A 13,757-nucleotide genomic window follows, 5' to 3' on the forward strand; every position below is an offset into this window, starting at 1 on the left:
TTTAAAGTATGTAATGTTTAAAGGCTTCTACTATTTGCACTAATTCCACCTTCATTTAATTTATCTTTAACTTTTTTATAAAAATATTTGTTATTAGTTCTAATGAAAACAACATCTTTTTCAGATTTTTTAAATATTAATTCTTCCATATAATTGATTTCTTTATGGATTTGTCCGTCCATCACATAAACTGCTTTTTTACCTTTCTTTAAAAGTTTTACTCGTATTTCACTATTGTCTGAAACTAAAAATGGTCTTAATCCTAATTTATATGGGCATATTGGTATAATTATAAATCCTCCAACTTTAGGATCTACTATTGGGCCTCCTGCAGACATGGAATATGCTGTTGAACCACTAGGTGTAGATATTATTAATCCATCAGCTCTGAATTCTTCAACCATTTCACCATCAACACTGATTTCGAAGTGTAACATTTTTGCAGGTTTAGCTGTCATAATTACTACTTCATTTAATGCAGGGAATCTTTGGTTTTCATGTGATACTGTTAATTGAGTACGGTTTTCTTTATAATAATCTCCATTTAAAATATGGTCTAAAGTTTCAAATGTTTTATTAACTTCAATTTCAGTTAAAAATCCAACGGTCCCCATGTTAATACCGAATATTGGTATTTCTCTAGTAAGTTGGTTTTGTGTTCTAAGTAAAGTTCCGTCCCCACCTAATATTACGGCCATATCTGTTTTGAAGTTTTTAAGAGGTTGAGATAACTTTTCGAAGTTTATATCAAAGTCAAGATTTTTTAAATGTTCACTTATCTCAGGAGATTCTTCAATGGTTTCTTCTATTATTCCTTTTAGATTAGGATTTATTTTAATCTCTTCTAATTTGTTAGCTAAACTTTCTTCAATAACAACATTAATACCTTTATTAAGTAAGTATTCAATTATTTTCACTGAAAATAACATGGATTTATATTCATCTACTCTACTTACTATTCCTATGCATTTAATGAGTTTAGTTTCATCATTATTAATGATATTAATGATTTTATTATGTAATTCTTGATTACTTGCTGCAATAATCACAGTTCTTTCATAAATGCTTAATTCGTTTGTTAATTTTTCCCCATATTTATTGGTTACTATTGCTCCAGATTCTTCAACGATTAATTTACTTGCAGCGATGTCGATTATTCTACTACCTCTTAAATCTAAGAAAACATCATATTTTCCGCTAGCAATATATGTTAATTCTAAAACTACAGAACCTAAAACTCTCATTCTTCTTGCAGTGTCTATTAATTTACTTGCTGAAAAAGTTTTTGTTTTTGTAAATCCTCCTAATGTGATATTAGTTAAATCAGTTTCTGTGGTGGGTTCCATTTTTTCCCCATTCATTAAAGCTCCTTTTCCTTTAACTGCTTCATATGTGTTACCACTAGAATAATTTTTAACAAATCCTGCTTGAACATCTTCAAGAGTTGCAACTCTACCTTCAGGGACTTCAGCAACTGCTACGGATATACCAAATGCTGGAATGTTTTTTATGGCATTGTTAGTTCCATCAAGAGGATCAATTAAGAAAATATATTTAGGTTTAGTTTCTTCAGATTCTAAATCAGATTCAACTGTAGGAGTATCTGGATTTAATTCTTCAGTAATATGTGCTGGTCTTTGTGTCCCTTTTCCTAATTTTAATTCTCCAATTTCTTCACTTATTAAATAAGAATAAAAATTGGCATTTTTTAAAATTTTTATAACTTCATTTTCAGCTACTATATCTATATATGATGTTGGTGTTCCATCAGCTCCTATTTTAACAAATTCTGCAGATTTAGGATTTCCAACATATACTTTTAATAATTTTTCAACATTAGTGATAATTTGTTTTGATATGTTTTCACACATTTTTATTTCATCATCATCCATTTTTGCAATCCTCCTTTTATTGTTACAAATGATTTATTCAATAATATCATCATTTATGTAAACTACTGAAGCAATAACTGAACCTTTATTTTCTACTGTATGTGTAATAGTTTCCACAATTAAATCTTTAATTTCAACATTACGTTTATTCATCATATATTGAACCATATTGATTGCTTCTTCTTTTATCATTTCTTCATTATCATTTATTCCGGTTGTTTCAACTACACAACCTAAACGATCACCTATAGCAACAGCAACACATGCATTTATAATATTACCTTTTTTTTTACTAGTTACTTCAGATAACACACAATTTACCATTGCTCCAGGTTTTAATTTAGGTAATGGCACGAGTTCAGTATTTGGACCTAACATGCTTGATACTTTTATTAAGTTAACATCACCAATACCTGCTTCACTTAATGCATTATCAAATGCATTTAATTTTGTTGGGCCTTCTGCTTTTCCTGATACAATAGCTATTTTCATTTTTATCAACAATTTTTGTCATGTATAATTTTAAATAATATTTTTTCAATATAATCTTATTATATTTTTATATTGATTTAATCTTTATAACTTATTATTAAAATTTATAATCATTTATTTAATTAATATACATAACTTCCGAATAGTTTATATAAAAAGTTAACCTAATATATTATTGTCTAATTATTATAGATTTAGGTTAAAGTAACTATAAATTAAATTCTTATTTTAAGATTGATTCAGAGAAAAAGTATCATTACGTAGTTATAATTTTATTTAACCTAAAAAGATTATTTATGATACTAATTTAATTCAAAAAAAATTATTATAATGAGGTTAAAATAATGGCAACTAAAGTCGTAGAAATTAAAACATTAAAAGTAGGTAAATATATTGTATTAGGTGGAGAAGCATCTAAAATTACTAGTTTAACAACATCATCTCCAGGAAAACACGGAGCTGCAAAAGCAAGACTTGAAGCAGTTGGTGTTTTTGATCATCAAAAAAGAAGTATAGTTAAACCAGTTAACACTAAAGTAGATATACCTATAATAGATAAAAGAGTAGGACAAATACTTTCTATTCAACCTACAACTATTCAATTAATGGATATGGAAAATTATGAAACATTAGATCTTCCAGTTCCAGATGAAGAAGACTTAAAAGAACGTCTTGTTGAAGGTGGAGAAGTAGAATATATTCTTGCAATGGGCAATATGAAAATTATGAGAACTAAAGGAAGTTCTCGATAAATTTTTAAAATAATAAAAATTTTTATAAAAAATTATATAAAAATTACATTTTCTTTTTTTTAAATTTTTAATATTTACTTCTTTTTAAAAAAATAATTTAAAATATAGGATATTAAAAAAACATGTTATTTAACACTTATGAACCTTGGAAATTTACATTTGCACAAGAAACCTCTAATTTAGAAGATATAAAAAATCAAAATTTTCATGATTTATCTAAATCTGGACAATGGGGGATAATAGGTGTTCCATTTGACAGTACCTGTTCATACCATAATGGTTCTAGATATGCGCCTCTTGTCATAAGAGAAGCATCTTATGGTTTTGAAAAATTTAACACAAACTTTCAAAAAAATTTAGATACTATTTTTTATGATTTTGGAGATAGCAACATCATAAATGGGAATTGTAAAAAAACATGTGAAATAGTAGAAGAAAATGTCACTGATTTATTAACCAATAATATAAATCCTCTTATTATTGGAGGAGAACATAGTCTTACTTTAGGTTCAATAAAAGCTTTAGCAAAATTTTATAATATTTCTGAAATTACAGTTATTCATATTGATGCACATAGAGACATTATAGAATCTTATCAAAATGAAAAGTACTCTCATGCAACAATTTTGAGAAGAATTCATGAGTTGAATCCTAAGGAAATAATTCAAATTGGTATTAGATCTGCTTCAAAAGAAGAAAATGACTATGTAAAAAATCAGAAAAATATTCAAACTTTCACACCTACGGATTTACAATCAGATTTTAATAAATTAATAAATTACTTAAAATCAATTAAAGGTCCAATATATTTAACTATAGATATGGATGGATTAGATCCATCTATTGCACCTAGTGTTGGAAACCCCACTCCTAATGGTTTAAAATCACAAGATATCGCTGAAGTTATGAAAATTATTTCAAAAAAAGAAATTATAGGTTTTGATTTAATGGAAGTAGCAACTAATAAATTAGGAGATATTACTGCAGTTTTAGCAGCTAAATTTATATTAGACTTTTTAACATTACTTCCATAAAATTTTTAAAAACAATTTTTTACCATTTTTCCCAATGAATTTTATTTTCATCCCACTTATTTTTAATATTCTGATTTCCTTTTGGATGGCCAATTGCTATTAAATTAAAAGGGATTATATTTTTAGGTAAATTAAAATAATTTTTTAATTTATTCACCCTATTTTCGGAGGGATAAATTCCTGTCCACACACCACCTAAACCTAAAGCTTCTATTGCTAAAAGTATATTTTCTGTTGCAGCAGAACAATCTTCAATCCAATAATCTTCAGAATCTTTCAATGTTTTTTTCATATCTCCAGTAACAATGATTCCAGCTTTTGCATTTTTGAACATTTTTGCATATTCATGTATGTCTGCCATATCGTTAAGTGTATTTTTATTTTGAATTATAATAAAATTCCATGGTTGAAAATTACATGTTGATGGTGCGGCCATACCAGCTTTTAATATTGTTATTAAATCTTCTTTTTCTATTTGTTCTTCATTATATTGTCTAACACTTTTTCGATTAAGTATATTGTTTAATATAATATCTTTTTCATTCATTTATCCCACTAACCTTAAAAGTTTTATCAAAAAGATAAAATTTTATATAATACTTTGTATAATATTTAATTATAATTTATTTTTTTATAAAATAACATATAAAAATTTTTATTTTAATAAATAATATAATAATTTAATTTAAGGAGAGAAATCAATGTACGAACGACAAATTGAACTTTCAGGCCATATAATTGATTCTTTAGCTTTACCTAAAACTATGGATATTATAATGGATAAAGGTGGAGATTTTGATATTATCAAATTTGATGTTGGAAAAAGAAAATCAGATATAAGTAGAGCTAAAATGATGGTTTCAGCAGAATCTCCTGATGTTTTAGATAGTATATTAGATGAATTATCTGTTCTTGGTGTTTCAATAGCTGAGATTAAAGAAGCTAATTTAGTAGCTTCTCCTAAAGATAAAGTAGCTCCTGAGGGATTTTATTCAACTACTAATTATGTCACTCATGTTTTATATAAAGGAAATTGGTTGCTTGTTAATAACACTGAAATGGATTGTATGATTTTAGTAGATGAAACAAAAGGAAAAGCTTATTGTAAACCTTTAAATGATTTAAAAAAAGGAGATAAAATTGTTGTAGGTAGAGATGGGATAAAAGTGGCTCCTCCTGAAAGAGTAAGAGGTAAACAAGGTGGATTTGAATTCATGAATAGTGATGTCTCCTCAGAAAAACCATTATTATCCATTGCTAAAACTATTGCATCTGAAATTAAAGAAATTAAAAGTAAAGGTGGAAAAATTGCTCTTGTAGGTGGTCCAGCTATTGTTCATACTGGCTCTGCTAAGTTTATAGCTGCATTAATCCGAGAAGGAATAATTGACGTGGTTTTTGCAGGAAATGCATTAGCTACTCATGATATTGAATCTGATCAATTTGGAACTTCTTTAGGGATTAATGTTGAAACAGGTGAAATAGTATCTCATGGACATACTCATCATATGAGAGCTATTAATAGAATAAATAAATCTGGATCAATTGAAGCCGCAGTTAAAGATGGTACTTTAAAAAGTGGAATTATGTATGAATGTGTTAAAAATAATGTTCCTTTTGTTTTAGCAGGTTCTATACGTGATGATGGGCCTTTACCGGATGTTATAACTGATACAGCAGAGTCTCAAGCTAAAATGAGATATTATTGCCAAAAAATCGATATGTGTCTAATGGTCTCTACAATGTTACATTCTATTGCTACAGGTAATATGTTATCTGCTAAAGTAAAAAGTATATGTATAGATATTAACCCTTCAACAGTTACAAAACTTGCTGATCGTGGAAGTGCTCAAGTAATGCGTGTTGTAACAGATATTGGTGCATTTTTACCAGTTCTTTATGAATGTTTACATGAAGACAGTTTTATTTCTGAAAATTTACCAAAATAAATTAAATTAATTCTATTTTTTTATTTTTCAATTTTTATTTAAAAGAGGTTATTTTTCTTATGAATTCTAAGATTAAAGTTAATATTCTAGATTTTAATTTAGATGATATTTACCCTGCTGAAATTCTTATTGAAGATGGTTTTATTTCTAATATTTCTAAATTAGATTTTAATGAACCATTAAATTATGAAGGAATTCTTCTTCCAGGATTTATAGACAGTCATATTCATATTGAATCTACAATGTTATCTCCAGCTAATTTCGCAAAGGCTGTTTTGCCTTTTGGAACTACTTCTGTAGTGGCGGATCCTCATGAAATAGCTAATGTTTTAGGTGTTAAAGGTATTGAATTCATGATTTCAAATGGAAAAAATGTTCCATTTGATTTTTATTTTTCAGCACCTTCTTGTGTTCCCGCTACTAATTTTGAAACTAATGGTGCTAATATTGATGTTGAAACAATTAAAGAATTGTTTAAACTCCCAAATGTTATTTGTCTTGGTGAAATGATGAATTTTCCCGGAGTTATTAATAATGATTTAGGTGTTAATTTGAAGTTAGATTTAGCTAACAAATTAAGTGTTCCTATTGATGGTCATGCTCCTTTATTAAATGGTGAAGATTTAATAAAATATGTGTCTAAAGGTATAAGTACTGATCATGAATGTAGTAGTTTTGATGAAGCTATAGAAAAAAAACATCTAGGTATGAAAATCATGGTTCGTGAAGGTTCTTCTGCTAAAAATATGGATGCTCTTTTTAATATTAATAATCGTATAAAGTATTGGACAAGTGAATCTAAATTTGGAAACATTTCCATAGATGATTATGAAAAACTATTAAAACATCCAATATTTGATTTTTTAGTAAGTGATGATAAAAACCCTATAGACTTAAAAAAAGGCCATTTAAACCAACTAATAAAAAAAGCAATTAACTATGATATAGAACCGATTGAAGCAATAAAAATGGTAACATTAAACCCTGCAAACCACTATCATTTAAATGCTGGTGAAATATCTGTTGGTAAAAAAGCAAATTTTACGTTAGTGAATAATTTAAAAGATTTAGACATTAAATTAACTATAGTAAACGGTAAAATAGTTGCTAAAAATGGGAAATCACTTTTCAAAGTAAAAAAACCAAAAATATCAAACACGTTTAATGTAAATCTTAAAAAACCAGAAGATTTTGATATAAAAACAAAAAAAAATAATTATGTAAATGTAAAAATAATTGAAGCTTTTAATGGAGAATTAATTACAAACTCAATTATAGATACCTTAAAAATTGAAAACAATATAATACAATCTGACACTAAAAAAGACATATTAAAAATAAGTGTAGTAGAACGTTACGGTCATAATCATGTGTCAAACGGTTTTATAAAAGGATTTGGTATTAAAAAAGGAGCAATTGCAACATCAATATCTCATGATTCTCACAATATAATAACTATTGGTACTAATTCAATAGACATGGCAAAAGCTGTAAATAAATTAATTCAAAATCATGGAGGATTAACAGTTTCTTATAATAATACTCAAAAAAGTTTAAAATTACCAATTGCAGGATTAATGAGTAATGAAAATATAGAAATAGTATCTACAAATTTTGAAAATATGAAAAATTTAGTTCAAAAATTAGGTTCAAAATTAGATGACCCTTTCATGACATTATCTTTCATGGCATTACTTGTTATCCCTGATTTAAAATTATCAGATAAAGGTTTATTCAGCCTAAATGAGTTTGATTTCGTAAATTTAATACAAAATTAAGTTTAAGTTTAAATTTCATATCCTTTATTTTTTAAACTTTTTTTAATCATTTTCATAGCTTCTTTATCCTGTTTACTACCAACTTTATTTATAACTCTACTATTCTCATTAAAACGTCCTAAAAAATAATCTAATTTCTCACCTTTCACTTTATCAACTCTACTATAATTTACAAGTGATTCAATAATACAATGAATACCACGATTAATTGCAACAACATCACTTTTGTTTTTAGTAATATCACTCACATTAGAACAAATATATGTTGATTCAACAGGTTTTATAGGATCATCTTTTTTAATAAAATTTTTTGTATTATCAACACTAGCTTTAAAATACGCATCAACATCTTTCAATATTAATGAATCCTTATTAACATAATATTCAGATGGAATATTGTTAATAATAGCTAAAGTAAAATAAATAGGATTAGATGTAATATTAACCATAAACTCTTTATTTTTAAGAATATTATTTAAAGTTGTACTTCCTTGAAAGATATGATTAACAATTTGGTTTGTTCCTTTAACTATTGTCCCAAAAGGTGCAGCATTTTGACTACCATCATTATTTTTACTAGTTAAGATTACTTCATATTGTTGCCCATGATTCATTCCAATATCTTTAAGAGTCATTACCATATTTTTTCAAACCTATAAAATTTTCATAAAATATAATTAATATTTTGATTAATAATACTTTTATAATTTTTTAAAACTTATATAATTTAATTACTTTTTTATATTAGTTACTACAAAAATAAATTATAATATTATTAAAATATATTTAAAAATACCACCATTACAAATTTTTAAAAATTAATTATACTGAAGGAATATTTATGGTTTATAAAATGCGTACAGAACTGTTAGAACAACCCAACGCTTTAAGAAAAACTTTTAAAGAAGAATCTTCTAACATGAAAAGAATTTCAAAAGAGTTAGAAGATGTGGATAAAATATATTTAGTTGGTTGTGGAAGTTCATTATCTACACTTTATTCAGTTCGTGATGCTTTAGGTATGGTTTCAGATTTCCCTGTAGTTGTTGCTACAGGTTATGAATTTACTTATAGTAAAAATTTAGGCGATCAAAATGCCGCTGCAATTTTCGCATCACAGTCAGGAGAAACTGCTGACACTTTAGCTGGTTTGAAAAAAGCTAATGAATTAGGTTTTAATACTATTTCAATTTCAAATGAACAAAATAGTTCTATGTTAAAAGAAGCTAAAAATCCTATTTTAACTAGAGGAGATAAAGAAGAAGCTATATTAGGGACTAAAACATATGTTACACAATTAGCTTGTCTTTATTACCTTTTATTTGCATCATCTAATTATGAGAAAAAAAATGAAATATTAAATGATTTAAATAGATTACCTGATCTAATTGAAGAACTATTAAAAACAACTGAAGAAGAAAATAAAAAATTAGCTGAAAAATATAAAGATGAAGATATCTTTTACTGCTTAGGTGGTGGACCTAATTTTGGTTTAGCTTATAAATTAGCTATGACTATGCTTATGGAAGGGGCAATTAAACACGCTTGCCCATTATATGCTGCGGAATTTCGTCATGGTTTAATTGAAAGAGCAGAAAAAGATGTTCCTATGATATTTTTGGAAGCTAATTATCCAGTAGATGCTTTAACTGAAAAGGCAATAAATTTTTCAAATAAATTGGAATGTAAAACTATTACATATAGATTAAAGGATTATGCAAACATTAATGATTTACTTGCACCTCTTATTTTAGTAGTTCCTTTAGAATGGTTTGTATATTATCTTGCTCACTTTAATGGTGAAAATCCGGGGAGTACTAGACATATAGGTAAAGTTCGTTATGAATAAAAAGTTTTAAACTTTTTATTTTTAAAATCTTTTTTTTAAATAAGAATTAATAATTTACAAATAAAAAAATAAGAACTATTTTTTTAATTAAAAAATAGTTAGAAAAAATTTAATTTTATATCTAATTATTCTAAATCAACTGTGTATTTTTCTTCTTGAACTTTAGGAATTTCTAAGAAGATAGTACCTGCATTTGCTTTTGCAGAAATTTCTTTTATTTTTATTTTTGCAGGTAATCTAACTGATCTTTTAGCTTCACCAGTTTTTCTACCTTTAATTAAAAATTCAGGTTGAACATCAGACGGTTTTTCAATGTCTTCAAGTGTTGATGGGAAATTTGCTTTAATTGTAATTTCATTTTCAGATGCTTCAATTTCAATTTGATCTTTTTCAACACCAGGTAAATCTACTTTTAAGTAATAACAATCACTTACATCTATTAAATCTAAATCAAGTTTGGAAGGGGTTGTTTCTTTATAATCTTGGATTTTTCCATCCATAGTTTTTTGAACTCCTCTCATACTTACCATTAAATCTTCCATGGATTTTCCAAGGTCTGTAGATACTCTATCAACAACATTTTTACCTATTTCAGCTCTTTTTTCTACTCTTTCTTTTCCAGTATTAATATCTTCTTTCACTTTTTCTCTGTGAAGATGTGGTTTTTCTTCATTTTGTTGTTCGTTTTCAACCATTAAAATCAAACTCCTTAAAATTTATTACATTTTATTTATATTTTTATTTATTAAATTTTTTTGCATTATATTAAATAACTTTAAGTTACTTTATTATATTTAAAACTTTTGTTTTATTAATTTTCAAAATTTAATACATTTAGTTAATAATCGTCATTGTTTCTATCAATTTTTTTGACAGAATCAAAAACTTTTAATATTTTATCAATACCTTCTCCTTCTGATGCAGATATTAATAATGGATTGTCATTCATTTTTATAAATTTATCAATATAATCAAATCTATCAGAACCAGTTTCATATCCTGCAATATCAATTTTATTAAATAAAACAATTATTGGAGCACTGAAAACTTTTTGAATTTCTGTTAATAAATTATTTTGATGTTCTAAAGTATAACCACAAGTCTCAGATGCATCAAAGATGAATAAAATAGCATCAGCTAAATCTTCAAGAGCAACCATAGCATTCATTTCAATATCATTCATATCAACAATAGGACGATCTAATAATCCTGGGGTGTCAATAATTTGGATTTGTTTCCAATTTCTTTCAATATGTCCAATTTGAATTCCTTTTGTAGTAAATGGGTAATCAGCAACTTCAGGTTCTGCATCTGTTAATTGACGAAGTAAAGTTGATTTTCCTACATTTGGGAAACCTGCAATTACAATACTTGTAGCATCAAAATCGATAGTTGGCATGTTACGTAATTGACTTTTAGCAAAATCTAAAAAATCTAAATCTTTACTAATCTTTTTAGCTACACTAGCAACACGACCATAAGCTTGACTTCTAAGTTGTGAAGCCTTCTCTGGAGGATATCTTCTAATTTTTTTAGAATAATCCCTTTCTAATTGGCTTATAATACCATATGCCCAATTTAAAGCACCTAATGATTTTTTCAAATCATCAATACCTACAGTTATATCAATATAATCTTGGTAAAATATAGGTAAATCTTCAACAGTTGGTGTTCGATCATTTATCATTTTTAACCGATCTTTAATTACTTGGCATGCAGTTACTACTCTAACTTCTTCAATTCGTTTAGGCTTTAATCTTCTAGGCATTTTTGATGATCTAACTTCATCAGCAGCCTTTTTCCCTCTTCTAAATCCTTTATCTAAAAGTTCATCTGGAGTAGGGATTGTTGGTATCATCATAATTATCACTAATAATCTTTTCTGTAAATATTTATTAAATTTTGTAAAAATTTTTTATTTCATAATTTAAAATAATAAAAAATAGTGCTTAATATTTAATTATGTTTTAAATATATATAAAATTAATATAAAAAAATAGAATTTTAAAAAAATTTTAAAAATTTTTTATTCTTTAAAAATTTCTCCTTGAAATTTAAATATTTCAATATTGGAATCTTTTTTCCAAGTATCCGGATATAATCCTGCTTTAAGGCAGGTATGTGATAAAAATTCTTCTTTTCCCATATTAAATTCTGTTGCTACTTGTGGTAAAAGTAATCCACTATTAAAACCTTTTTTAATAATTAACCCATCTTCACCTAAATTAATCTTTTCAGGATATTCAGAACTTTCTAAAACATCTATTAATTCAGGTTTTGTTAAAACTGTAATTTCTAAATTAATCTTTTCTAATTCTTCATTTTTAAGCACAGGAAATCTAGGGTCAGCTGTTGCTGCAGATATGGCTACATCAATAAGTGCTGAAATTAATGGCTTAATAGGTTCAGGATAACCAATACATCCTCTTAGCTCTGAATTTTCATTTATTGTACAAAAAACCCCTAAATCTTCTTTTAGATGTTCGGGACAATCTTGGGGTATGTCAATTTTTACATTTTTATTTATCATATCTTCAATAGCTTTTCGAGCAATTTTTAATAAATATTTTCCATCATTTTCACTTATTGTCATTTTTATCAAGCCCCTTATAATTTTTTTAATTACTGCCTCCAACCATAGCATTCAATATTCTAGTGTTAGGACCACCATCTCCAACAGGAGCAATTTGACCATTCTTTCCACAGAATCCAACACTAAATTTAAAATCATTACCTATTGCATCAACATTTTTCAATGTTTCTAAAATATTTCCTGATAATGATACATCTCTTAATTCTTGACCAATTTCCCCATTTTCTATTTTATATGATTCCACAGCATTGAACTGGAATATTCCTTTTCCAGTATCTACTTGACCCCCTCTAGAACCTTTTAAATAAATTCCTTCAGGTATATCTTCAATCAATTCTTCAAATGAATGATCACCAGGTTCCAAATAAGTATTACTCATTCTTACAATAGGTTGGTCATTAATTGAACTTCTTGCATTACCACTAGATTTCATTCCTAATTTTGAAGCAGATTCTCTTGAAGAAAGTAATGAAACTAATTCTCCATCTTTAACTAGTTGATTTTTATGAGTTTTCACACCTTCTACATCATATTCATAATATCCAAAACCATCCTTATTTGAAGGATCATCATAAATATTTATTATATCAGATCCAATTTTATCTCCTAATTTTCCTTTTAAAACAGAATCATCTTGTAAAATTAAATCTGCTTCACTTGCATGACCTAAAGCTTCATGTATAAATACACCAGTTAACTCATTATCTGTAATTATTGGGAATTTTCCAGAAGGTGCAGTGCTTGCATTTAAAAGATTTGTAGCTTTTTCCCCTATTTTTCTTCCAAAACTTTCAATATCAGCATTTTTTAGTATCTCATAACCTTTTGCTCCTCCTAAACTCCCATGTCCAAATTGTATTAAATCTCCAGATGATGCTACTGTGTTTAACCATAATCCAATTCTAGTTTCATCTTGTATAATTTCAGTACCTTCACTTGTCACAATTGCAGTTTCAGATTCACTATCTTGATAATTGACGGTAGTACTTATGACTTTACCTACTGATGCACTTTTATTTGCATCTGCCATTAATTCTTTTTTTTCTTCGATATCTACATCGTTTACTGATATTTTTCTAGGAGTTTTAACTTTATCTTTAACAATATTTGCTTCAGATAATTCAACATCTCCTTTTAAAGATTTTGAAATTTTTATAGCTGTTTGTGTGATATCATCTAATTTGTTTAAATCATTTGTATAAGCAAATCCCCAAGCTCCATTATTTAGTACTCTTATTCTTGCTCCATTTGATATTCCAGTATTAATTTCCTGAATTTTATTGTCTTTCATTATAATATTAGTATTATTTCCAGTTCCTGCACGTATGTCTGCATAATCTACTTTATCTTGGATTTTAGCTATTATTTTCTCAAAAATGTCTATTTTTGTTTCCATTTTCTACCCACTTTTTAATTTT

13 protein-coding genes are annotated in these 13,757 nt (G+C 26.8%); 5 read left to right on the top strand and 8 right to left on the bottom strand.

Translation table 11 applies throughout. From position 1 onward, the window contains the following. Nucleotides 1-17: 17 nt before the first annotated feature. Nucleotides 18-1,892 carry a bifunctional NADP phosphatase/NAD kinase gene (locus ACA135_RS02095; RefSeq protein WP_409198656.1) on the bottom strand — a complete coding sequence of 625 codons (1,875 nt, stop codon included), beginning with the start codon at nucleotides 1,890-1,892 and terminating at the stop codon, nucleotides 18-20. Between the two features lie 33 nt (nucleotides 1,893-1,925). Continuing rightward, nucleotides 1,926-2,384: a pyruvoyl-dependent arginine decarboxylase gene (locus tag ACA135_RS02100; RefSeq protein WP_409198657.1), complete on the bottom strand. Its 459-nt coding sequence runs from the start codon at nucleotides 2,382-2,384 to the stop codon at nucleotides 1,926-1,928. A gap of 344 nt (nucleotides 2,385-2,728) precedes the next feature. Here ACA135_RS02100 and ACA135_RS02105 point away from each other — a divergent pair, with 344 nt between their 5' ends. Then, nucleotides 2,729-3,136, top strand: coding sequence for a translation initiation factor IF-5A (locus ACA135_RS02105; protein ID WP_409198658.1), 408 nt, complete (start codon nucleotides 2,729-2,731; stop codon nucleotides 3,134-3,136). A gap of 122 nt (nucleotides 3,137-3,258) precedes the next feature. After that, nucleotides 3,259-4,170 (top strand): agmatinase, encoded by a 912-nt coding sequence (gene speB, locus ACA135_RS02110; RefSeq protein ID WP_409198659.1) that lies wholly within the window; start codon nucleotides 3,259-3,261, stop codon nucleotides 4,168-4,170. A 19-nt stretch (nucleotides 4,171-4,189) separates the two neighbouring features. Here the strand turns inward: speB and ACA135_RS02115 are convergent, their stop codons facing one another. Next, a complete protein-coding gene (locus ACA135_RS02115) occupies nucleotides 4,190-4,717 on the bottom strand; it encodes a nitroreductase family protein (protein ID WP_409198660.1) in 528 nt (175 codons plus the stop codon). A gap of 154 nt (nucleotides 4,718-4,871) precedes the next feature. Between ACA135_RS02115 and ACA135_RS02120 the strand changes: the two genes are divergently transcribed. Continuing rightward, nucleotides 4,872-6,119, top strand: coding sequence for a TIGR00300 family protein (locus ACA135_RS02120; protein ID WP_409198661.1), 1,248 nt, complete (start codon nucleotides 4,872-4,874; stop codon nucleotides 6,117-6,119). 59 nt (nucleotides 6,120-6,178) lie between these two features. Then, nucleotides 6,179-7,897, top strand: coding sequence for an adenine deaminase (gene ade, locus ACA135_RS02125; protein WP_409198662.1), 1,719 nt, complete (start codon nucleotides 6,179-6,181; stop codon nucleotides 7,895-7,897). A gap of 8 nt (nucleotides 7,898-7,905) precedes the next feature. Here ade and ACA135_RS02130 read toward each other — a convergent pair whose 3' ends face one another. Beyond that, nucleotides 7,906-8,538, bottom strand: coding sequence for a DUF447 domain-containing protein (locus ACA135_RS02130; RefSeq protein WP_409198663.1), 633 nt, complete (start codon nucleotides 8,536-8,538; stop codon nucleotides 7,906-7,908). A 200-nt stretch (nucleotides 8,539-8,738) separates the two neighbouring features. Between ACA135_RS02130 and ACA135_RS02135 the strand changes: the two genes are divergently transcribed. Continuing rightward, nucleotides 8,739-9,746: an SIS domain-containing protein gene (locus ACA135_RS02135; RefSeq protein ID WP_409198664.1), complete on the top strand. Its 1,008-nt coding sequence runs from the start codon at nucleotides 8,739-8,741 to the stop codon at nucleotides 9,744-9,746. 125 nt (nucleotides 9,747-9,871) lie between these two features. On the opposite strand, the gene ACA135_RS02140 is transcribed toward ACA135_RS02135, so the two are convergent. The 4 genes from ACA135_RS02140 to ACA135_RS02155 form a co-directional block, all read right to left on the bottom strand. Further along, nucleotides 9,872-10,441: an Hsp20/alpha crystallin family protein gene (locus ACA135_RS02140; RefSeq protein WP_409198665.1), complete on the bottom strand. Its 570-nt coding sequence runs from the start codon at nucleotides 10,439-10,441 to the stop codon at nucleotides 9,872-9,874. Between the two features lie 143 nt (nucleotides 10,442-10,584). Then, entirely contained in the window at nucleotides 10,585-11,607 is a 1,023-nt protein-coding gene (locus tag ACA135_RS02145; protein ID WP_409198666.1) for an NOG1 family protein, read from the bottom strand. Nucleotides 11,608-11,772: 165 nt separating this feature from the next. Continuing rightward, nucleotides 11,773-12,339, bottom strand: a complete 567-nt coding sequence (locus ACA135_RS02150; RefSeq protein WP_409198667.1) for a TIGR00296 family protein — start codon at nucleotides 12,337-12,339, stop codon at nucleotides 11,773-11,775. 25 nt (nucleotides 12,340-12,364) lie between these two features. Beyond that, entirely contained in the window at nucleotides 12,365-13,735 is a 1,371-nt protein-coding gene (locus ACA135_RS02155; RefSeq protein ID WP_409198668.1) for a TldD/PmbA family protein, read from the bottom strand. Between the last annotated feature and the right edge of the window lie 22 nt (nucleotides 13,736-13,757).

Source organism: Methanobrevibacter acididurans (assembly GCF_046197875.1).
In the GTDB taxonomy this organism is placed as follows: domain Archaea; phylum Methanobacteriota; class Methanobacteria; order Methanobacteriales; family Methanobacteriaceae; genus Methanobrevibacter_A; species Methanobrevibacter_A acididurans.